Source organism: Geodermatophilus sp. SYSU D00705 (assembly GCF_054050135.1).
The window spans coordinates 23,786-44,833 of the sequence record NZ_JBJGYT010000034.1; the positions used below are offsets into that span (position 1 = coordinate 23,786).

General features: G+C 75.5%; 22 protein-coding genes. 19 read left to right on the top strand and 3 right to left on the bottom strand.

What is annotated here, in order from left to right; genetic code table 11:
* Positions 1–222 precede the first annotated feature (222 nt).
* From ACI78Q_RS19950 to ACI78Q_RS19965, 4 genes are all read left to right on the top strand, one after another.
* A complete protein-coding gene (locus tag ACI78Q_RS19950) occupies positions 223–564 on the top strand; it encodes a helix-turn-helix domain-containing protein (RefSeq protein ID WP_456925186.1) in 342 nt (113 codons plus the stop codon).
* Positions 565–775: 211 nt separating this feature from the next.
* Positions 776–874: a 30S ribosomal protein bS22 gene (locus ACI78Q_RS19955; RefSeq protein WP_012854759.1), complete on the top strand. Its 99-nt coding sequence runs from the start codon at positions 776–778 to the stop codon at positions 872–874.
* A 10-nt stretch (positions 875–884) separates the two neighbouring features.
* Complete coding sequence (locus tag ACI78Q_RS19960; RefSeq protein ID WP_456925187.1) at positions 885–1,991, top strand: NAD-dependent epimerase/dehydratase family protein; 1,107 nt, start codon at positions 885–887, stop codon at positions 1,989–1,991.
* On the top strand, positions 1,984–2,892 hold the full coding sequence (locus ACI78Q_RS19965) for a lysophospholipid acyltransferase family protein (protein WP_456925188.1): 909 nt from the start codon (positions 1,984–1,986) through the stop codon (positions 2,890–2,892). Before ACI78Q_RS19960 ends, ACI78Q_RS19965 begins: the two co-directional genes overlap by 8 nt.
* A 101-nt stretch (positions 2,893–2,993) precedes the next feature.
* On the opposite strand, the gene ACI78Q_RS19970 is transcribed toward ACI78Q_RS19965, so the two are convergent.
* The 3 genes from ACI78Q_RS19970 to ACI78Q_RS19980 all read right to left on the bottom strand — a co-directional run bounded on the left by ACI78Q_RS19970 (position 2,994) and on the right by ACI78Q_RS19980 (position 5,914).
* Complete coding sequence (locus ACI78Q_RS19970) at positions 2,994–3,908, bottom strand: HAD family hydrolase (RefSeq protein ID WP_456925189.1); 915 nt, start codon at positions 3,906–3,908, stop codon at positions 2,994–2,996.
* Positions 3,909–4,017: 109 nt separating this feature from the next.
* Entirely contained in the window at positions 4,018–5,163 is a 1,146-nt protein-coding gene (locus ACI78Q_RS19975) for a DUF5667 domain-containing protein (RefSeq protein WP_456925190.1), read from the bottom strand.
* A gap of 109 nt (positions 5,164–5,272) precedes the next feature.
* Positions 5,273–5,914 carry an ECF subfamily RNA polymerase sigma factor, BldN family gene (locus ACI78Q_RS19980; RefSeq protein WP_456925191.1) on the bottom strand — a complete coding sequence of 214 codons (642 nt, stop codon included), beginning with the start codon at positions 5,912–5,914 and terminating at the stop codon, positions 5,273–5,275.
* 190 nt (positions 5,915–6,104) lie between these two features.
* On the opposite strand from ACI78Q_RS19980, the gene ACI78Q_RS19985 reads away from it, so the two are divergent.
* From ACI78Q_RS19985 to ACI78Q_RS20055, 15 genes are all read left to right on the top strand, one after another.
* Entirely contained in the window at positions 6,105–7,640 is a 1,536-nt protein-coding gene (locus tag ACI78Q_RS19985; RefSeq protein ID WP_456925192.1) for an AMP-binding protein, read from the top strand.
* Positions 7,633–7,881: a glutaredoxin family protein gene (locus ACI78Q_RS19990; RefSeq protein WP_456925193.1), complete on the top strand. Its 249-nt coding sequence runs from the start codon at positions 7,633–7,635 to the stop codon at positions 7,879–7,881. The genes ACI78Q_RS19985 and ACI78Q_RS19990 overlap by 8 nt, the downstream gene beginning before the upstream one ends.
* Positions 7,882–8,281: 400 nt before the next feature.
* Positions 8,282–8,941, top strand: a complete 660-nt coding sequence (locus ACI78Q_RS19995; RefSeq protein WP_456925194.1) for a redox-sensing transcriptional repressor Rex — start codon at positions 8,282–8,284, stop codon at positions 8,939–8,941.
* Entirely contained in the window at positions 8,938–10,299 is a 1,362-nt protein-coding gene (locus ACI78Q_RS20000) for a glutamyl-tRNA reductase (RefSeq protein WP_456925195.1), read from the top strand. The genes ACI78Q_RS19995 and ACI78Q_RS20000 overlap by 4 nt, the downstream gene beginning before the upstream one ends.
* Complete coding sequence (hemC, locus tag ACI78Q_RS20005; protein WP_456925196.1) at positions 10,296–11,246, top strand: hydroxymethylbilane synthase; 951 nt, start codon at positions 10,296–10,298, stop codon at positions 11,244–11,246. The genes ACI78Q_RS20000 and hemC overlap by 4 nt, the downstream gene beginning before the upstream one ends.
* Before the next feature lie 115 nt (positions 11,247–11,361).
* Positions 11,362–12,909, top strand: a complete 1,548-nt coding sequence (locus tag ACI78Q_RS20010) for a uroporphyrinogen-III synthase (protein WP_456925197.1) — start codon at positions 11,362–11,364, stop codon at positions 12,907–12,909.
* 73 nt (positions 12,910–12,982) lie between these two features.
* Positions 12,983–13,972: a porphobilinogen synthase gene (gene hemB / locus ACI78Q_RS20015; protein WP_456925199.1), complete on the top strand. Its 990-nt coding sequence runs from the start codon at positions 12,983–12,985 to the stop codon at positions 13,970–13,972.
* Between the two features lie 2 nt (positions 13,973–13,974).
* Positions 13,975–14,463: a hypothetical protein gene (locus ACI78Q_RS20020; protein ID WP_456925200.1), complete on the top strand. Its 489-nt coding sequence runs from the start codon at positions 13,975–13,977 to the stop codon at positions 14,461–14,463.
* Positions 14,460–15,833: a glutamate-1-semialdehyde 2,1-aminomutase gene (hemL, locus tag ACI78Q_RS20025; RefSeq protein WP_456925201.1), complete on the top strand. Its 1,374-nt coding sequence runs from the start codon at positions 14,460–14,462 to the stop codon at positions 15,831–15,833. Before ACI78Q_RS20020 ends, hemL begins: the two co-directional genes overlap by 4 nt.
* Positions 15,833–16,471, top strand: a complete 639-nt coding sequence (locus ACI78Q_RS20030; RefSeq protein ID WP_456925202.1) for a histidine phosphatase family protein — start codon at positions 15,833–15,835, stop codon at positions 16,469–16,471. Before hemL ends, ACI78Q_RS20030 begins: the two co-directional genes overlap by 1 nt.
* A complete protein-coding gene (locus ACI78Q_RS20035; RefSeq protein ID WP_456925203.1) occupies positions 16,468–17,043 on the top strand; it encodes a TlpA family protein disulfide reductase in 576 nt (191 codons plus the stop codon). The genes ACI78Q_RS20030 and ACI78Q_RS20035 overlap by 4 nt, the downstream gene beginning before the upstream one ends.
* Positions 17,043–17,888 (top strand): cytochrome c biogenesis CcdA family protein, encoded by an 846-nt coding sequence (locus ACI78Q_RS20040; RefSeq protein ID WP_456925204.1) that lies wholly within the window; start codon positions 17,043–17,045, stop codon positions 17,886–17,888. The genes ACI78Q_RS20035 and ACI78Q_RS20040 overlap by 1 nt, the downstream gene beginning before the upstream one ends.
* On the top strand, positions 17,885–19,534 hold the full coding sequence (resB, locus tag ACI78Q_RS20045) for a cytochrome c biogenesis protein ResB (RefSeq protein ID WP_456925205.1): 1,650 nt from the start codon (positions 17,885–17,887) through the stop codon (positions 19,532–19,534). Before ACI78Q_RS20040 ends, resB begins: the two co-directional genes overlap by 4 nt.
* Positions 19,524–20,468, top strand: coding sequence for a c-type cytochrome biogenesis protein CcsB (gene ccsB, locus ACI78Q_RS20050; RefSeq protein ID WP_456925206.1), 945 nt, complete (start codon positions 19,524–19,526; stop codon positions 20,466–20,468). The genes resB and ccsB overlap by 11 nt, the downstream gene beginning before the upstream one ends.
* Before the next feature lie 117 nt (positions 20,469–20,585).
* A complete protein-coding gene (locus ACI78Q_RS20055) occupies positions 20,586–20,864 on the top strand; it encodes a hypothetical protein (RefSeq protein ID WP_456925207.1) in 279 nt (92 codons plus the stop codon).
* Positions 20,865–21,048 lie beyond the last annotated feature (184 nt).

Consider the following 21,048-nt stretch of genomic DNA (forward strand, 5'->3'; position numbering starts at 1 on the left):
ACGATCCGTGACCGGATGCGGACGTGTCGTCGACGACGCGCCCAGACACACGTCGACCTGGTGACATAGGTGTAGTTCTGCCCAGGACGGACCGGTCCGCATGTCCGTTTCTTCCATCGCTTCTGTCCCACCCATCCCCCTACTCTCTGTATCAGCACGTGCGTGTCCCGTAGTCGGTGGGGAAGCCGGCGCCCGACACGTGCTAGGTCCGGAGATGAAGTCATGACCATGCCTCAGCGCACCGCCACCGCCTACGCCCGTCCCGGCGTCCCGGCCCCGCGTCAGGTCGGCCGCCCGATGGCCGCCGCCCAGATGGCCCGCCCGATCGCCCCGGCGCACCCGGCCGCCATGCCCGTCGGCCGCCCGGCCGTCCCCGCGCCCCGCGCGTCGGTCACCTTCCTGACCGTGGCCGAGGTCGCCAGCATGATGCGGGTCTCCAAGATGACCGTGTACCGCCTCGTGCACGCCGGCGAGCTCTCCGCCGTCCGCGTCGGCCGGTCCTTCCGCGTCCCGGAGCGTGCCGTGCAGGACTACCTCCGCGACGCCTACACCGACATCGCCTGAGAGAGGACCTCCCTCCCGGGGAGGACCCGCTGTGCCGGCTCCGTTCCCGCGGCAGCGTCGCCGCGGGGGTGCCGGGTACGCTCGGGCGCCGGGCGACGCCGGGTCGATGCAGTACCGGCCGTCGCACACGAGCTGATCACCTCGCGCGGCGGCCGACGGGACCCTGGTCCCCTCTGGACGTCGCGCGGCGACGACACCAGGAGCACAGGGCATGGGTTCGGTCATCAAGAAGCGCCGCAAGCGGATGGCGAAGAAGAAGCACCGCAAGCTGCTGAAGAAGACCCGCGTCCAGCGACGCAACAAGAAGTGAGCTGACGCTCGTGCCGCCCGCGGTCGTCCTGGTCACCGGTGTGAGCCGGTGGCTCGGCGGTGCGCTGGCGGCCGAGCTCGCTCGCGACCGCTCCATCGGGCGCGTCATCGGGGTCGACACCGTCCCCCCGTCGACGGAGATGCTCCGGCAGCTCGGCCGCACCGAGTTCGTGCGTGCCGACATCCGCAACCCGCTGATCGGCAAGGTCATCGCGACGGCCTCGGTCGACACGGTCGTGCACATGAACATCAGCTCGACGCCGGCCGGCTCCGGCGGGCGGGGGCCGATGAAGGAGCTCAACGTCATCGGCACGATGCAGCTCCTGGCGGCCTGTCAGCGGGCGCCGTCCGTGAAACGGTTCGTGCTGAAGTCGACCAGCGCCGTCTACGGCGCCTCGTCGCGTGACCCCGCCGTCTTCACCGAGGCCATGCAGGCCCGGCGGGTCCCCTCGGGCGGGTTCGCCAAGGACAGCCTCGACATCGAGGGCTACGTCCGGTCCTTCGCCCGCCGCCGTCCCGACGTCGCGGTGGCCGCGCTGCGGTTCACGAACTTCATCGGCCCGCGCATCGACTCACTGCTCACGCACTTCCTGCGCATGCCCCTGGTGCCCACGGCGCTGGGCTACGACGCGCGGGTGCAGCTGCTGCACGAGGACGACGCCCTGGCCGTGCTCGCCCGTGCCACGACCGGCGACTTCCACGGCACGGTCAACGTCGGCGGGGAGGGCACGCTGCTGCTGTCGCAGGCCATCCGCCGGTTGGGCCGCCTGCACCTGCCGCTGCCCTCTCCCACGCTCGGCTCGCTGGGCCGCCTCACCCGGCGGTTCGGGTTCGTCGACTACTCCCCGGAGCAGATGCGCTTCCTCAACTTCGGCCGGGTGGTCGACACGACCGTGCTGCGCGAGGAGTTCGGCTACACCCCGCGCTTCACGACGGCCGAGGCTCTCGCGGACTTCGCCAGCACGGTGCCGCCGGTGGTGCCGCCGGACCTCGTCGGCGGGCTGACCTCGCGGACCGAGGCCCTCGTGGACCGGGTGGGCGCGACGGCCGGCGCGGTCGGGCGGCGGCTGCGCCCAGTACCGGCCGCCCCAGGACTGCGGGCGGTGCGCGATGCCTGAGGCACGGGTCATCCCGCTGCGGCCCGAGGACGACGATCCGCACGTGTCGCGGTCGCCGTCCCCGACCTGGGAGGAGCAGGTCGCCGGCGGCCTGGAGTTCCTCCGCCGCCGGCTGACCGGCGACTACGAGACCGATGAGTTCGGCTTCGACCCCGACCTCACCGACCACGTGCTGCTGCCGCTGCTGCGCCCGCTGTTCTCCCGCTGGTTCCGGGTGGAGACCCACGGGGTGGAGAACGTGCCCGACACCGGCGGTGGGCTGGTGGTGGCCAACCACTCCGGGACGCTGCCGGTCGACGCGCTGATGACGACGGTGGCGCTGCACGACGACCACCCGGCGCGGCGCCGGCTGCGGCTGCTCGGTGCCGACCTGGTCTTCGAGATGCCCTTCGTCGGCACCGTGTCGCGCAAGATGGGCACCACGCTGGCCTGCAACGAGGACGCCGAGCGCCTGCTGACCGGCGGCGAGCTGGTCGGCGTCTTCCCGGAGGGCTTCAAGGGGATCGGCAAGCCGTTCCGGGAGCGGTACACCCTGCAACGGTTCGGCCGGGGTGGTTTCGTCACGGCGGCACTGCGCACCGGCGCGCCGATCATCCCGTGCGCCATCGTCGGCGCCGAGGAGATCTACCCGATGCTCGGCAACGCCAAGACCGTCGCCCGGCTCCTCGGGCTGCCGTACTTCCCGATCACGCCGACCTTCCCGCTGCTCGGCCCGCTGGGGCTGCTGCCGCTGCCCTCGAAGTGGCTGATCGCCTTCGGGGAGCCGATCGAGACCGCCTCCTACGGCCCCGCGGCCGCCGAGGACCCGATGCTGGTGTTCAACCTGACCGACCAGGTGCGGGAGACCATCCAGCAATCGATCTACCAGCTGCTGCTGCAGCGCAGGTCCGTCTTCGGCTGAGGCCGCCCGGCCCGGCCGCCGGGTGCACGGTCTGTGCACCCGTCGTCATCTGCCGGGAGTGGAGCCCACGGTCTGTGCACAGATCGCGCGGGCGCCGCACGTCACCAGGGCCAGCGCTGGCGGCGGCGGAGGGCCAGCGCCCCGCCGACCAGGCCGCCGGAGAGCGCGGCGGCGGCCACCGTCGGGACGCCGATCTTCGCGGCCTTGCGCCCGGTCCGGAAGTCGCGGACGTCCCAGCCCCTCGAGCGGGCGACGGCGCGCAGCTCGGTGTCGGGGTTCACGGCGACCGCCGTCCCGACCAGGGTGAGCATCGGCAGGTCGTTGGAGCTGTCGCTGTAGGCGGTGCACCGGGTGAGGTCCAGGCCCTCCCGCTCGGCCAGGGCCCGCACCGCCTCGGCCTTCGCCTCCCCGTGCATCAACTCGCCGACCAGCCGGCCGGTGTACTGCCCGTCGACCACCTCGGCCACGGTGCCCAGGGCGCCGGTGAGGCCCAGCCGGTGGGCGATGATCCGGGCCAGCTCCACGGGGGTGGCGGTGACCAGCCACACGCGCTGACCGGCGTCGAGGTGCTTCTGGGCCAGGACGCGGGTGCCGGCCCAGATCCGGTCGGCCATGAGCTCGTCGTAGATCTCCTCGCTCACCGCGACGATCTCGTCGACCGGGCGGCCCGCGACGAACGCCAGCGCGTTCTCCCGGATGGTGTGCATGTCGTCGGCGCTCTCGTTGCCGGCGACCCGGAACTTGGCCTGCTGCCACACGAACTGGGCGAGGTCACGAGCCCGGAAGTACTTGCGGGCGGCCAGCCCGCGGGCGAACCAGAACAGTGACGCGCCCATCATCATCGTGTTGTCGACGTCGAAGAACGCCGCCGAGGTCAGGTCGGGGACGACCGCCGGCGCCGGCTCGACCTCGGCGGCCGCGGCCGACGCGGCACCGGCGACGTGCGCCCGGGTCTCCTCGTCGGGCATCTCGCCCGCCGTCCGCGCGCGGCGGCCACGGAAGGGGAGTCCCGGCACGACGACCTCCCTGTCGACCCGGTGCGGCCGGCGGGCGGCCGGGCAGCGGGGTGGTGGTGGACCTGGTCCCGAACCCTAGTTGGGCCCCGGTGGGGTCGCCGTCGCGGGTTCAGCAGACGAGGAACGGGATGCAGATCGGCAGCGGCGTGTCGACCAGGGGCGGCGGCGGGGTCCGCGTCGGCACCTGCGGCGGCAGCGAGGGGGTCGCCGGGACGGGCGTGCCGCCGCGGGGCGCCGGCACGGGGACGGTGGGCGCGGCCGGGGCCGGTGCCTCGGCGCTCGGCGGGGCCGAGGGTGTGGCGGAGCCGGCGCCGCCGGGTGCCGCGGGCGCCGACGTGGGGGCCGGGGCGGTCGTGGGGGTCGCGGCGATGCCGGGGTCGGCGGTCCGCCGGGCGCCCCCGGGGGCGGACGGCTGCGGCGTCGGGTCCGCCGGCGGCGCGGCACCGGGTTCCTCGGCCGGGCAGGGTGCGGGCACGGGGCCCAGGACGTCGGTGCCGTCGGTCGCGGCTCCGCCCGGGCAGCCGAGCGCCGTCGCCAGGCCGGTGGCGCGCTCGGTCACCTCGATCAGCAGGTCCGCGGACTCCCGCGCCGCCTCGGCTGCGCCGTCCGGCAGCCGCGGCCGCAGGTCCGTCAGCCCGGCGGCCTGCTCCGCGGCCCAGTCGCCCAGCTCGCGCAGGAGTGCGGCGTCCCCGCCGGCGACCGCCTGGCCGGCCAGCAGGGCGGCGCCCTCGGACGCCTGCGCGTCCATGGTGTCCAGCAGCGCGACCACGACCTGGGGCGACCCGGTGCCGTCCAGCGCGTCCAGCTCCGCCAGCCGGGTGCCGGCGAACTCCAGCAGGGTGAGCCCGCGGGAGTCCCCGGCCAGGGCCAGCCGGCTCTGCTCCGTGCCGCGCTTGACGCCGTAGAGGACGTCGCCCGGTGCGGCGTCTGCGGCGAGGGCGACCAGGGCGCCGAGGGTGGTCACGGTGAGCGCGGCCCCGGCCAGGCCGGCGGTGAGCCGGGTGCGCCACGGGCGGGTGGCGGCGTCGCCTGCCCGGAACGCCAGTGCCCGCCGCGGCCGGGACGGCGCAGGCTGCGGCGCGCGCACGGCCGCCATCGCCACGAGCCGGTCGCGGGTCGCGGCGCGGAAGGCCGGGTCGGGTGCGTCGTCGAGGCCGGCGGCCAGCGACTGCAGGCGGGAGACGACGGCGTCCTCCCGGTCCCGGACGGCGGCACGCCGGCAGGCCGCGGGCGCGGCGCCGTCGTGCGTGCTCACCTGGGGCCTCCGGGGGATCGGGTGCACGACGGGGTGTCGTGCGTCCACTCCGGCAACGACATCGGCGGGCGGGCCGTTACGGCGTACCGGCGGGCATCCGGGGTGGCGTTCATCGCAGTCCCTCGGGCAGCAGGGCGGCGAGGCGGCGCACCGCGCGGTGCTGGAGTGCCTTGATGGCGCCGTCCTTCTTGCCCATGACGGCCGCGGTCTCCGAGACCGACAGCCCCTGCAGGAAGCGCAGCGAGATGCACTCCTGCTGCTCGCCGCCGAGCTGCCGGATGCAGGCCAGCAGCTGCTCGTTGGTCAACTGCTGCACGACGGCGTCCTCGGGACCCTCGGTGGCGAGGTCGGCGTCGCGCATGTCCGCGGTGGTGACCTCGAGCCGGAAGCGGCTGCTCTTCACGTGGTCGAGCACGAGGTTGCGGGCGATGGTCACCAGCCAGGCGCCCACGTCGCGGCCCTGGAACGACAGCGAGTCGATGCGCCGCAGCGCCCGGACGAAGGTCTCGCTGGTGAGGTCCTCGGCCAGCGCCTGGTCCCCCACGCGGTGGTACAGGTACCGGTACACCATCGTCACGTAGTGGTCGTAGAGCTGCCCGAACGCCTCGGCGTCCCCCTCCTGGGCCCGCCGCACCAGCTGCCAGACGTCGAGCGGCGCCTCGACCTCCGCGGGAGGGGCCGACCGCGGGTACGGGGTGGGCCGCGGTCCGGCGGCGGACGGCCGTTCGTCCACCGGGTGCGGCTGCGGCATGCGGGCGTTCGTCTCCTCGTCGGCCCGCCGAGTCCTCCGGTTCCCGGGTGCGCGCCGGCGGGGCGCGCGGTGCTGCGGGGCAGCGCCCATGGTGACAACATCGTCGCGGCCCGTCCACGCCACCCGGTCACCCGCCGTGTCGTGGCCCTTCCCGCGGGTGGCCATGACCGCTCCACCGGAGGAGATGCGCATGACCGACGTCGGAGCGTCGCTGTCCGATCTCGTGCGGACGGCGGCCCGGGAGCGTCCGGGAGCGCCGGCGGTGGTCGCGGGGGAGGAGCGGCTGACCTGGGCCGAGCTGGACGCCGAGGTGGACCGGGCGGCCGCCGGGTACGCCGACCGTGGCCTCGCACCCGGGGAGCGGGTCGCGGTGCAACTGCCCAACGGGGTGGACTGGCTGCGGGCGGCCCTGGGCGCGCTGCGGGCCGGGCTGCCCGTCGTCCCGGTGAACACCGCCTACACCGACGCGGAACTCGAGTACGTGCTCACCGACTCCGGCGCGTCGCTGCTGGTGGCCGCGCACGAGCGCGCACCGCTGGCGGGGGTCCCCGTCGCGACCGGCCCGCCGTCGGGGGACGGGCCGCCCCCGGACGTGGCCGACGATGCCACGGCACTGTCCTTCCTGGCCTACACGAGCGGCACCACCGGCCGGCCCCGCGGCGCGATGTTGTCAGCGACCGCCCTGCGCGCGAACCAGGAGCAGTGCCTGGCGATGCGGCCGGTGCCGGTCCGGCCCGACGACCGGGTCCTGCTCGTGCTGCCGCTGTTCCACGTCTACGGGCTCAACGCCGGCTTCGGGCTGGTCGCCGCGACCGGCGCCTGCGCGGTGCTCATGGAGACGTTCGACCCGGCGGCGGCGCTGGCGCTCATGGCCCGCGAGGAGGTCACCGCCGTCCCGGGTGCCCCGCCGATGTACCAGGCGTGGCTGGCCGCGGCCGACGCGGCGGGCTCCGACGCCGGGCTGCGCCGCGCCTTCGCCGCCGTCCGGATGGCCTCCAGTGGCGCGGCGCCCCTGCCCGCGGAGGTCTGGACGGCGATGCGGGAGCGGGCCGCGGTGACGGTGTGGGAGGGGTACGGCCTGACCGAGGCCTGTCCCGTGGTGGCCAGCACCCTGGCGACCGGGCGGGCGAAGCCGGCCTGCATCGGCGGCCCGCTGCCCGGCGTGGAGGTGCAGTTGCGCGACACCGCCCTCCACGAGACCGGCGGGGACGGCGCGGGTGGCGAGCTCGCCGAGGACGGCCCCGGCGAGATCTGGGTGCGCGGGCCCAACCTGTTCTCCGGGTACTGGCCCGACGGCGCCGACGGGCCCGACGCCGACGGCTGGCTGGCCACCGGTGACCTGGCCTACGCCGACGAGGACGGCGACCTGCACCTGGTGGACCGGCGCAGCGACCTCATCCTGGTCAGCGGCTTCAACGTCTACCCAGCGGAGGTGGAACGCGTGCTCGACACCCACCCGGCTGTCGCCGAGAGTGCCGTCATCGGGGTCCCGGACGCGCGCACCGGCGCCGCCGTGCGCGCCGTGGTGGCGCTGCGGCCCGGCGCCGACGTGACCTTCGAGGAGCTGCGCGACCACGCCGCGGCGTCCCTGGCGCGCTACAAGGTGCCGACGTCGGTGCAGGTCCTCGCGACGCTGCCGCACTCGATGACCGGCAAGGTGAGCCGGGCGCGGTTGCGTGAGCTGGGGCTCACCGAGCCGCAGCCGGCGGGGGCCGGCGATGACTGAGCCGGCGCGGCTGCAGCTGCTCACCCGCCAGGGCTGCCACCTGTGCGAGAACGCGGCGACCACGCTGGAGCAGATCGCCGCGGAGGCCGGGCTGGTCACGACGTCGGTCGACGTGGACGCCGACCCGGAGCTGCAGGCGGAGTTCGGCGACCGGGTGCCCGTGGTGCTGCTCGACGGCCGGGAGCACTCCTACTTCACCGTCGACGTGCCGCGGCTGCGGCGCGACCTCGGGCTGTCCTGACGTCGGCCGCGGGCCGCGGGGCGGTGTGTGCACTCGTCGTGGTCTCGCGCCGCCCGTGACGACGGGGAGTGCACACACCGCCTGAGCTGCCCCGGGGTCACCCGGGCGGGTCGATCCGGGAGGCGCGGGGTATGGTCTCCACCACAGCAGGCCCCGTCTGCGCTGGAGATGAGCCGTCCACGGCCCCCAGCGACTTTGTTCCTGCGTTCACAAGCGGTTACCGTGGCTGTCGCCGGGCGGCAACCCGCCCGCGTCCCCGATGTCGATCGACCGCTTCCGGCACCCGCCGGACGTACGGGCGCGACTGCTGTGGAGCAGGAACATGACCGAGCTGGCGAGGTCGTGCGGCGACCCAGCTCCCCAGGGCACGGGGTCCACGAGCGCCAGCGAGGAGAGGCCCGTGTCCCACCCGCGGCCCCGGATCCCGGAGGCCACCGTCGCTCGCCTCGCCGTCTACCTGCGGGTCCTCACCGGGCTCGCGGACGGCGGCCGCAGCAACGTCTCCTCGGGTGAGCTGGCCTCCGCGGCCGGCGTCAACCCCGCCGGCCTGCGCAAGGACCTCTCCCACCTGGGCCCCTGCGGCGTCCGCGGCGTCGGCTACGAGGTGGCCACGCTGCGCGACCGCATCGCCCGCGTGCTGGGCGTGGAGCGCTCGCGGGCCTGCGTGCTGGTCGGCATCGGCAACCTGGGCGCCGCGCTGGCCGACTACGCCGGCTTCGGCAGCCGGGGCTTCCGGTTCGTCGGCCTGTTCGACGCCGACCCGGCCCGGGTGGGCCAGGCGGTCGGCGGGCAGCCGGTCCGCCCCATGGAGGACCTCGACGAGGTGGTCGCCGCCGCGGCGGTCACCATCGGGGTCATCGCGACACCGGCCGAGGTCGCCCAGTCGGTCTGCGACCGGCTGACCGCGGCCGGGGTGAGGAGCATCTTGAACTTCGCACCGGTGGCGTTGTCCGCGCCCGCGGGGGTCGACGTCCGTCAGGTCGACCTGTCCGTGGAGCTGCAGGTCCTCGCCTTCCTCGGTCACCAGCGCGGCGCCGCGTCCGTGGAGGTCCTGGCATGAGCCTGCTCGCGGTCGGCGTCAGCCACCAGAACGCGCCCGTCGCGCTGCTCGAGCAGTTCGCGATGGGCACCGACGACACCGTCAAGGCGCTGCACGAGCTGGTCGGCACCGACCACGTCAGCGAGGCGATCGTGCTGGCCACCTGCAACCGCGTCGAGGTCTTCGCCGAGGTGGACCGCTTCCACGGCGGCGTCGCCGAGGTCAGCCGGGTGCTCGCCCGGCAGGCCGGCGCGACGGTCGAGGAGCTCTCGCCGTACGTGACCGTGCACTACGAGGAGCAGGCCGTCACGCACCTGTTCACGGTGGCCGCCGGGCTGGACTCGATGGTCGTCGGCGAGACACAGGTCCTCGGCCAGCTGCGCAACGCCTACGCCCTCGCCCGCGAGCAGGGCACCGTCGGCCGGGCGCTGCACCCGGTGGCCCAGCGGGCCCTCCGGGTGGGCAAGCGGGTGCACTCCGAGACCGGCATCGACCGGGCGGGGGCCTCGCTGGTGTCGGTCTCCCTCGACCGTGCCGAGGACCGGATCGGCGCGCTGGAGGGCCGCTCGGTGCTCGTGGTCGGCGCCGGCTCGATGGGTGCGCTGGCCGCGACCACGCTGGCCCGCCGGGGTGCGGCGGTCACCGTCAGCAGCCGGACCCCCGAGCACGCCCAGCGGCTGGCCACCTCCGTCGAGGGCCGCGCCGCGGACCTGTCGGCGCTGCCCGAGGAGCTCGCCGCCGCCGACGTGCTGGTCACCTGCACCGGCGCGCGCGGGCTCGTCATCGTCACCGACGTCGTGGCCGCGGCGATGGCCCGCCGCTCCGACCGGCCGCTGGTCGTCATCGACCTCGCCCTGCCCCGGGACGTCGACCCCGGCGTCGCGGCGCTGCCCGGCGTGCACGTCGTCGACCTGGCCCTCCTGCAGGGTGAGCGGACGGCGGCCGGCGAGCACCCGGCCGGCCCGGTCGCCGCCGACGACGTCGCCGCGGCGCACGCCCTCATCGACGCCGAGACCGCGCTGCTGCGCGCCGAGCGGCAGGCCGCCGCGGTGGCGCCCACGGTCTCCGCGCTGCGCAGCCAGGCGGCCGAGGTCGTCGACGCAGAGCTGCTGCGGCTGTCCACCCGCGTGCCGGACCTGGACGCCAGGGCCCGCGCCGAGGTCGCCCGCACGGTGCACCGGGTCGTGGACAAGCTGCTGCACGAGCCGACGGTGCGGGTCAAGGAGCTGGCCAGCGCGCCCGGCGGCGTGGACTACGCCGACGCGCTGCGCGCCCTGTTCGGCCTCGGCATCGACGCCGAGGTCGCCCCGGAGCGGACCAACCTGGCCGAGGCGGTCACCGTCGACCCCGAGGAGCTCGGGTCCGGGGGCCTCACGTGACCACCACCACCGGCACCCTCCGGCTGGGCACGAGGGCCAGCCAGCTGGCGACCACCCAGTCCCAGGCCGTCGCCGACGCGATCACCGCGGCCAGCGGCGTCCGCGTCGAGCTGGTGCACATCAGCACCGAGGGGGACCGCTCGTCCGCGGCGATCGCGCAGCTCGGCGGCACGGGCGTGTTCGTGGCGGCGATCCGCCAGGCGCTGCTCGAGGGCGCCGTCGACGTCGCCGTCCACAGCTTCAAGGACCTCCCCACGACCCCCGAGCCCGGGCTGACCGTGGCCGCCGTCCCGACCCGCGAGGACCCGCGCGACGCGCTGGTCGCGCGGGACGGGCTCACGCTCGGCGAGCTGCCGCCCGGGTCCCGGGTCGGCACCGGCGCCCCGCGCCGCGTCGCCCAGATCCGGGCGCTGGGCCTCGGGCTGGAGGTCGTGCCGATCCGCGGCAACGTCGACACGCGCATGGCCCGGGTGCTCGGGCGGGCGGGGGAGAGCGCAGATCTGGACGCCGTCGTGCTCGCCCGCGCCGGGCTGACCCGCCTGGGCCGGCTCGACGCGGTAACCGAGACCCTCGACCCGCTGCAGGTGCTCCCCGCCCCGGCGCAGGGCGCGCTGGCCGTGGAGTGCCGGGCCGACGACGTCCGCACGCGGGAGCTGCTCGGCGCCCTCGACGACGCCGCCACCCGGGCCTGCGTGGTCGCCGAGCGCACCACCCTGGCCGCGCTCGAGGCCGGTTGCAGCGCGCCGGTCGCGGCCTACGCCGAGCTGGCCGAGGGGGAGGACGGCCCCGAGCTGTTCCTCCGCGCCTCGGTGACCGCGCTCGACGGCAGCGACGGCGTCCGCGGCTCGGTCACCGGCCCGCCGGCCGAGGCCGAGCGGCTCGGGCGCGAGCTCGCCGCGGAGCTGATCGACCGGGGCGCCGCCGCCCTCATGGCGGCCTCCAGGTGACCGCGCTCGCGAGGTCACCCCGACGACCCAGCACCCCCACCCCGGCCGGGCAGACCGTCCCGGCCACTCCGACCCCCGCACACCAGCCCTCACGGGCCAGGAACAGGAGCACGCGATGACGCGCTTCCGCAAGCAGCACGGGACGGCCGGCAAGGTCGTCTTCGTCGGCGCCGGCCCGGGCGACCCCGGGATGCTCACCGCCCGGGCGACCGCGGCGCTGCGCGAGGCCTCCACGGTCCTCGTCGACACCGCCGTCCCGGCGGCCATCCACGACGCCGTCCGCGAGGAGCGCCCCGAGCTGGAGCTGACCCCGGCGGTCGGCGAGCCGGCCGAGGTGGCCAAGGCCGCCGTGGCCGCGGCCAAGAACGGCGGCACCGTCGTCCGCCTGGTCGCCGGTGACCCGTTCACCGACGACGCCGTGGTCAAGGAGGTGCTGGCCGTGGGCCGCACCTCGGTGGGCTTCGACGTCGTGCCCGGCGTCGCCCCGGCCACCGCGGTGCCGGCGTTCGCCGGTGTCGCCCTCGGCGGCACCGCGCTGAGCGCGGACCTGCGCGGCGGCGAGGCCGACCTCGCGGCGCTGGCCGCCGCGGCCAAGAGCCTGGACGCGCCGCTGGTCCTGTCCGGCAACGCCGAGGAGCTCCCCGACGCCGCCGCGCGGCTGGTCGAGGGCGGCCTGTCCGGCACCACCCCCGTCGTGGTCACCACCGGCGGCTCGGGCACCGGGCAGAAGAGCGTGGTCGCCAAGCTCGCCGCCGTGGCGGAGAAGACCGCGGGCCTGGACGCCGTCACCGGTCCGGTCGTGGCCACCGTCGGCTCGGCCGTCGACAAGCGGGGCAAGCTCTCCTGGTGGGAGAGCCGGCCGCTGTTCGGCTGGCGGGTGCTGGTGCCGCGCACCAAGGACCAGGCCGGCGAGATGAGCGACCGGCTGCGGGCCTACGGCGCCGTCCCGGTCGAGGTGCCGACGATCGCCGTCGAGCCGCCCCGCAGCCCCGCGCAGATGGACCGCGCCATCAAGGGCCTGGTCACCGGCCGCTACGGCTGGATCGTGTTCACCTCGGTGAACGCGGTCAAGGCGGTGCGGGAGAAGTTCGCCGAGCTCGGCCTCGACGCCCGCGCCTTCGCCGGCGTCAAGGTGGCCTGCGTCGGTGAGCAGACCGCCGAGGCCGTCCGCGCGTTCGGCATCGTGCCGGAACTGCTGCCCACCGGGCCGCAGTCCAGCGAGGGACTGCTGGCCGACTTCCCTGAGTACGACGACGTCCTCGACCCGATCGACCGGGTGCTGCTGCCCCGCGCCGACATCGCGACCGAGACCCTCGCCGCCGGCCTCAAGGAGCGCGGCTGGGAGATCGACGACGTCACCGCCTACCGCACCGTCCGTGCCGCTCCGCCGGCCGCCGCGGTCCGCGAGGCGATCAAGGGTGGCGGCTTCGACGCGGTGTGCTTCACCTCGTCGAGCACGGTGCGCAACCTGGTCGGCATCGCCGGCAAGCCGCACGCCAAGACCGTCGTCGCGGTGATCGGCCCGCAGACGGCCGCGACCGCGCAGGAGTTCGGCCTGCGGGTCGACGTCCAGCCGGAGACCGCCGCCGTGGCCCCGCTGGTCGACGCGCTCGCCGAGTACGCCGAGTCCCTCCGCGAGGCGGAGGACGGGGGCGAGAAGTGAGCGAGCTCGCGAGCTCATCGGTGGAGCCCGCACGCCCGGTCGCGCCGCCGACGAGCGCCGGCGAGGAGGAGGCGTGACCGCCGGGTTCGCCCGGGGGCGCCGGCTGCGGTCGACACCCGCGCTGCGGCGGCTGACCGCCCAGACGCGGCTGGCCCCGGCGGACTTCGTGCTGCCGGTCTTCGTCAAGCAGGGCATCAGCGAGCCGGTGCCGATCCGCTCGATGCCGGGCGTCGTCCAGCACACGCTGGACTCGCTGCGCAAGGCCGCCCACGAGGCGGCCGAGGCCGGCGTCTCGGGGCTGATGCTGTTCGGCATCCCGTCGGAGAAGGACCCGGTCGGGTCCCAGGCCGACGCCGCCGACGGCATCGTCAACGTCGCGCTGCAGCAGCTGCGCGCCGACCTCGGCGACGAGCTGGTGCTCATGGCCGACCTGTGCCTGTGCGAGTACACCGACCACGGGCACTGCGGTGTCGTGACGCCGGCCGGCGTCGTCGACAACGACCCGACCCTCGACCGCTACGCGGCGGTGGCGATCGCCCAGGCCCAGGCCGGCGCCCACCTGGTCGCCCCCAGCGGGATGATGGACGGGCAGGTCGCGGCGATCCGCGCCGGCCTGGACAGCGCCGCCTTCACCGAGGTGCCGATCCTGGCCTACGCCGCCAAGTACGCCTCGGGGTTCTACGGGCCCTTCCGGGAGGCTGCCGAGGGGGCGCCGCAGTTCGGCGACCGCTCGACCTACCAGATGGACCCGCCGAACGTGGACGAGGCGCTGCGCGAGGTGGCGCAGGACCTCGCCGAGGGCGCCGACGCGGTCATGGTCAAGCCCGCCCTGCCCTACCTGGACATCGTCGCCCGCGTCGCCGACTCCGTCGACGTCCCGGTCAGCGCCTACCAGGTCAGCGGCGAGTACGCGATGGTCGAGGCGGCCGCCGCCAACGGCTGGGTCGACCGGCAGCGGGCCGTCCTCGAGACGCTGACCGCCATCCGGCGGGCCGGTGCCGGCACCGTGCTGACCTACTGGGCAGTGGAAGCGGCGCAGTGGTTGTCCCCCACCCGCCCCTAGCGATGACGTACGACGAGCCCGGGGGCTCCTGGCGGCCGTTCTGGCTGGTCGCCGGGGTCCTCGGGCTCCTCGTCGTCCTGGGCCTGGTGCTGCCGGGTCCGGACCTGCCGCCGCCAGCGGCCGCCCTCGGTGCGCTCGCCGTCCTCGGCGTGGTGGCCGCCGGGGTGCTCTCGGCCCGCCGCGCCTGGACGGTCCGGGTGGACGACGAGGCGCTCACCGTCGGCCGGGAGCGCGTCCCGCTGGCCGACGTCGACTCCAGCCACCTGCGCGCGGTCGGTGCGGGGACGGCGGGGGTGGACGCCGGCGCCCCGGTGCTCGGCGGTGGCTGGTCGGTCCCGCGCGGGCGGGCCGGGCTGCCCCTGCGGCTCACCGACGGGCGCACCGTGCTCGTGCCCACCCGCGACCCGGCGGCGCTGACCACCGCGCTGCTCGCCGCCGTCCCGGACACCCCGGACGGCTCCACAGGTTCGAAGGGGACACTGGCGTCGTGACCTCGCTGGACTCCACGCTGTACGACTACGAGGCCCCCGCGTCGGCCGGCCTGTTCGCCCGCGGGCAGCGGGTCACCCCGGGCGGGGTGAACAGCCCCGTGCGCGCCTTCCGCGCCGTGGGCGGCACCCCGCGGTTCATGGCTCAGGGCTCCGGGGCCTACCTCACCGACGCCGACGGACGCCGCTACGTCGACCTGGTCGCCTCCTGGGGCCCGCTGCTGCTCGGCCACGCCCACCCCGCGGTGGTGGAGGCGGTCACCGCCGCCGCCCGCCGGGGCCTGTCCTTCGGGGCGCCGACCGAGGGTGAGCTGGAGCTGGCGGAGGAGATCATCGCCCGCGTGGCGCCGGTCGAGCAGGTCCGGCTGGTCAACTCCGGCACCGAGGCGGTGCTGTCGGCGGTCCGGCTGGCCCGCGGCGTCACCGGCCGCCCGCTGGTGGTCAAGTTCGCCGGCTGCTACCACGGCCACGTCGACGCGCTGCTGGCCTCGGCCGGCTCCGGCGTGGCCACCCTCGGCCTGCCCGACACCCCGGGCGTCACCACGGGCGCGGCCGCCGACACCGTCGTCGTCCCCTACAACGACGTCGCCGCGGTCGAGGCCGTGTTCGCCGAGCGCGGCGACCGGATCGCCGCGGTCATCACCGAGGCCGCCGTCGGCAACATGGGCGTCGTCCCGCCGCTGGACGGGTTCAACGCCGAGCTGCGCCGGATCACCGCCGCGCACGGCGCGCTGCTCATCGTCGACGAGGTCATGACGGGCTTCCGGGTCTCCCGGTCGGGCTGGTACGGCCTGGACCCGGTCGACGCCGACCTGTTCACCTTCGGCAAGGTCATGGGCGGGGGGCTGCCCGCCGCCGCCTTCGGCGGTCGCGCCGACCTCATGCAGCACCTCGCCCCGGCCGGCCCGGTCTACCAGGCGGGCACGCTGTCGGGGAACCCGGTGGCCGTCGCCGCCGGCCTGGCCACCCTGCGCAACTGCACCGACGCGGTCTACGCCCGCTGCGACGGGGTGGCCGCCACCCTGCGCGGGGCGGCCAGCGCGGCGCTGTTCTCCGCGGGTGTGCCGCACCGCGTGCAGCAGGCCGGGTCGATGTTCTCGGTCTTCTTCGTGCCCGACGAGCGGCAGGTCCGCGACTACGACGACGCCCGCTCGCAGGACGCCGCCCGCTACACCGCCTTCTTCCACGCCATGCTCGCCCGCGGGGTGTACCTGCCGCCGTCGGCGTTCGAGGCGTGGTTCGTCAACGCCGCCCTCGACGACGGGGCCGTCGAGCGGGTGCTCGAGGCGCTGCCCGCGGCCGCCCGCGCCGCCGCCGCGGTGGAGCCCGCCGCCGCGCCGGCCGCCGAGGACCCGGCCGAGGTGAGCACCTGATGGCCGAGACGACGGTGGTGCACGTGCTGCGGCACGGCGAGGTGTTCAACCCCGAGAAGGTCCTCTACGGCCGGCTGCCCGGCTACCGGCTGTCGGAGACCGGCGAGGCCATGGCCCAGGCGGCCGCCGAGTGGTTCGCCGAGCGGCGGCCGATCACGCACCTGGTGTCCAGCCCGCTGGAGCGCGCGCAGCAGACCGCCGCGCCGATCGCTGCGGCGCTCGACCTGCCGGTCGCCGTCGACGAGCGGCTGATCGAGGCGGGCAACGCCTTCGAGGGGCTGCGGGTCGGCGTCGGGGACGGCGCGCTGCGCCAGCCCCAGCACTGGTGGAAGCTGCGCAACCCATTCCGGCCGTCGTGGGGCGAGCCGTACGTGGAGATCGCCGCGCGCATGGTCGCCGCGGTCGAGGCCGCCCGCGACGCCGCCCGCGGGTCGGCCGCGGTCTGCGTCAGCCACCAGCTGCCGATCTGGACGCTGCGCCTGCACCTGGAGGGACGCCGCTACGCGCACGACCCGCGACGGCGGCAGTGCGGCCTGGCCAGCGTCACCTCGCTGGCCTACGAGGGCGACCGGTTCGTGGGGCTGTCCTACGCAGAGCCCGCCGGCGCCACCGACCCCGACGCGGTCCCCGGAGCATGAAGCGGGCGGTCGGCGTCCTGCTGGGCGCGGTGTTCCTCGCGGGCTGCTCCACCGGCTCCTCCGCCGTCGACGTCAACAACGGCGGCCAGTTCCGCTTCGTCGCCGGCACCCCCGCCGGGGAGGTCATCTCCGCGGACGAGCGCGCCGCGGCACCCGACTTCTCCGGCACCCTCCTGGGCGGCGGCGACTTCTCCTCGACCGAGCTGGCCGGCGACATCGCCGTCCTCAACTTCTGGGGCTCGTGGTGCCCGCCCTGCCGGGTGGAGACGCCGCAGTTCCAGGAGGTCTACGCCGACGTCCGCGACCAGGGCATCGCGTTCCTCGGGCTGAACGTCAAGGAGACCAGCGAGCAGTTCGCGCAGGCGTTCGTCGACAGCGAGGGCATCGAGTTCCCCTCGCTGTACGACCCCCGCGGTGAGGTGGCGCTGGCGTTCCGGGACTACCCGGCCAACGCCATCCCGTCCACCATCGTGCTCGACCGCGACGGCCGGGTGGCCGCCGTCTACACCGGTGAGGTCGCCCAGGAGGACCTGCGCGCGGTGCTCGACCGGCTGCTGGCGGAGGAGGGCTGATGGGGGAGACCTTCAGCGGCCTGGTCACCGACGGCCCGCTGCTCGTCGCCGCCGCCGTCGCGGCCCTCGTGGGGCTGGTCAGCTTCGCCTCGCCGTGCGTCCTGCCGCTGGTGCCGGGCTACCTGTCCTACGTCACCGGTCTGGCCGGGGCGGGCGCCACCACCCCCTCGCGATCATGGGGCCGCGACCAGCCCGGGGGCTCCGGCGGTGGTCGGGGCGCCGTGATCGCGGAGAGGGTGGCGGCCGACGATCGCTCCACCCGTGGCCGCATGGTGCTCGGGGCGCTGCTGTTCGTGCTGGGCTTCACCGCGGTCTTCGTCGCGTTCGGCGCGGCGTTCGGCGGGCTGGGCCGGCTGCTCCTCCAGCACGCCGACGTGCTCACGCGCGTCTTCGGGGTGGTCACCATCGTCATGGGGCTGGCCTTCCTCGGCTGGCTGCCGTTCCTGCAGCGCACCGCCCGCCTGTCCGCCCGGCCGGTCGCCGGGCTGGCGGGGGCGCCGCTGCTCGGCGTCGTCTTCGGCCTCGGCTGGACGCCGTGCCTGGGCCCGACGCTCGCCGCGGTCAACTCGCTGGCCTACGTCGAGGCGACCGCCGGCCGCGGCGCGCTCCTCGGCGTCGCCTACTGCCTCGGCCTCGGCGTGCCGTTCGTCCTGGTGGCCCTCGGCGCCCGCTGGGCCCTGGGTGCGACGTCGTTCCTGCGCCGGCACGCCCGCACCGTCACCCGCGTCGGCGGCGCGCTGCTCGTCGTCGTCGGCGTGCTGCTGGTCAGCGGCGCGTGGACGGAGATGATGGGCTGGCTGCGCTCGTGGCTCGCGACCACCGGCTTCGGGGAGTCGGCGCTGTGAGCGTCCAGGCCCCGCCGCGGCCGGACGCCGCGCCGCAGCCGCCTGCCCGCCCCACCGTCGGACGGCGGGCCCTCACCCTCTGGCTGCGCTGGTGGCGCCGGCTCACCGCCATGCGGACGGCGATCATCCTGCTGCTCCTGCTGGCGCTGGCCGCGATCCCGGGGTCCCTGCTGCCCCAGCGCTCGCTGAGCCAGAACAACGTCACCCAGTACTTCGCCGACCACCCCACGCTCGCGCCGTGGCTGGACCGGCTGTACCTGTTCGACGTCTTCAGCTCACCGTGGTTCGCCGCGGTCTACCTGCTGCTGTTCATCTCCCTCATCGGCTGCGTCGTGCCGCGGCTCGTCGAGCACGTCCGGGCGCTGCGCGCGACCCCGCCGCCCGCGCCCCGCCGGCTGCTGCGGCTGCCCGACTCCGGCGAGCTGGCCACCCCGCTGGCCGGGCCGGCCGCCCTCGACGTGGTGGAGGAGGAGCTGCGCGTCGCGCGGTTCCGCGTCGTCCGGCGGGAGACCGGGGCCGGGCCGGAGCTGTCGGCCGAGAAGGGCTTCTGGAAGGAGTCGGGGAACATCCTGTTCCACCTCTCCCTCGTCGCCCTGCTGCTCGGCCTGGCCGGCGGCAAGCTCTGGGGGTACGAGGGCAGCATCCTGGTCACCGAGGGCCAGGGGTTCTGCAACTCCTTCCAGCAGTACGACACCTACTCCGCCGGCCCGCTGGTCGAGGGCGCCGACCTCACCCCGCTGTGCGTGGACCTCGACGACTTCCGCGCCGAGTACGAGGAGGACCTCACCGCCTCCTCCTACACCGCCGACATCACCTACGGCGCGCCCGGCGAGGAGGGCCGGACGACGACGATCGGCGTCAACGACCCGCTGCGCGTCGACGGCGACCGGGTCTACGTGACCGGCCACGGCTACAGCCCCCGGTTCACCGTCACCCTTCCCGGCGGGCAGGTCTTCGAGGGCGTCTCGGCGCCGTTCCTGCCCGCGGACCAGGCGACGATGTCCAGCCAGGGCGCGCTCAAGCTGCCCGACCTCGGCGCCGGCACCGACGACCAGCTCGCGCTCGAGGGCTTCTTCGCCCCGACCGGGGTGCTGCAGGGCGGCATCCTGACCTCGATCGACCCGCGGCCGCTGAACCCCGAGGTCGCGATCATCGCCTACCGCGGCTACCTGGGCCTGGACTCCGGGCTGCCGCAGTCGGTGTACTCGCTGGACCAGAGCCAGATCGAGCGGGGGCGGCTCAGCGAGGCCGGCCGGACCAACCTCGCCGTCGGGGACTCCCTGACCCTCGACGACGGCACGGTCATCACCTTCGACGGCTACGCCCAGTTCGCCGCGTTGCAGTTCTCCCACGACCCCGGGCAGCTGTGGGTGCTGGCGTCCGCCATCAGCCTGCTGCTCGGCCTGCTCGCCCTGCTGCTCCTGCGCCGGGAACGCGTCTTCGCCCGCGTCGGGCCCGCGCCAGGTGGCGGCGGTACCGTGCTGACGATCGGCTCGCTGACCCGCGGCGGCGGCGAGAGCGCCACCCGCTTCGCCGAGCTCACCCACCGGCTGCGGACGGCGCTGGACGCGCGGTCCCCCCAGCTCCCCGCCCCGTCGTCCGTCGGGGCCGCACCGGAACCGGAGGCTCCCCCGAGTGACCGTTGACCAGTCGCTGGCCGACCTGTCGGACACCCTGTTCTCCATCGCCGTCGCGCTCTACTCGGTCGCCGTCGTCGCCTTCTCCGCGCAGCTGGCGTTCGGTCGCCGTCCGGCCGCCCGGGAGCTGGTCGGCGCGGGCGTCGGCGCCACCGGGGGAGCGGAGGCCCCCGCCTCTCCGCCGCGCGGCTCGCGGTGGGCGTCCATCGGGCTCGGCGTCACCGGTCTCGGGGCCGTGGCACACGCCGGCGTCCTGGTCACCCGGGGGCTGGCCACCGACCGGCTGCCCTGGGGCAACATGTACGAGTTCGCCACCGCCGTCGTCCTGGTGGGTGTGGTCGCGTTCCTCGTGCTGGCCGTGCGGATCCCGGCCGTGCGCACCATCGGTGCGTTCGTGCTCGCGCCGGTGGTGCTCAGCCTCGTCGCGATCGGGCTGTTCCTGTACGCGGAGGCCGGTCCGCTGGTCGCCGCGCTGCGGTCGAGCTGGCTCGCCGTCCACGTCAGCACCGCGATCATCGGGTTCGGCGTCTTCTTCGTCAGCGGGATCGCCAGCGTCCTGTACCTGCTGCGGGTCCGGCACGACACCCGCGGGGACGACGCCGGCACCTCGGTGCTCTCCCGGCTGCCCGGCGCGGCGACGCTGGACCGGGTCGCCCACCGCACCGCCGTCTTCGGCTTCCCGATCTGGACCTTCGCCGTCATCGCCGGGGCCATCTGGGCCGAGAGCGCGTGGGGCCGCTTCTGGGGCTGGGACCCCAAGGAGACCTGGGCGTTCATCGCCTGGGTGGTCTACGCCGGCTACCTGCACGCCCGGACGACGGCCGGCTGGCGCGGTCGCCCGGCGGCGTGGGTCAACGTGGTGGGCCTGGCCGTGATGGTGTTCAACCTGCTCTACGTGAACATGGTGTCCACCGGGCTGCACAGCTACGCCGGCGTCAGCTGAGCCCTCGGCAGCCCCTCCGTCAGAGGGACACGTTCACCGCTCCGGTGCCCAGCAGCGTGACGAGGGACACCGGCGCGTGCTTCCATGCGCGCATGACGCGAAACTGGGCGGTCCGCCGTGGGTAGGCACTCGGCCGCCGACGGCGCGGCGGTGCACCCGGTCGTCGCCGCGGCGCTGGCCCGGCGTGCGCCGGGGGAGCCGGCCGGGCGGCACGGTGACCTGCGCGCCGACGCGACCGAGAGCGGGCTCGGCTGGCCGGGCGAGTCGACCACGCACGAGGGGCTCGGTTGGCCCGGCGGCATGTCGGCCGACCCGGTCCGTCAGGCCGCGGCGGTCGCGGAGGCCCAGCCCCCGGCGCGCCCCCGCGGCTGGCGCCGCTTCTTCCGGGCGGCCTGACGGAGGACCCCCACCGCTCATCCCGTCCGGGGCACCGCCCGAGGGGTGGGGAGGACCGGGTCAGCCCTCGGTTCTCGGCCCCGTCCAGGGCACCGCCCCGAGCGTGCGAGGGGTGGGGAGGACGGGGTCAGCCCTCGGTTCTCGGCCCCGTCCAGGGCACCGCCCCGAGCGTGCGAGGGGTGGG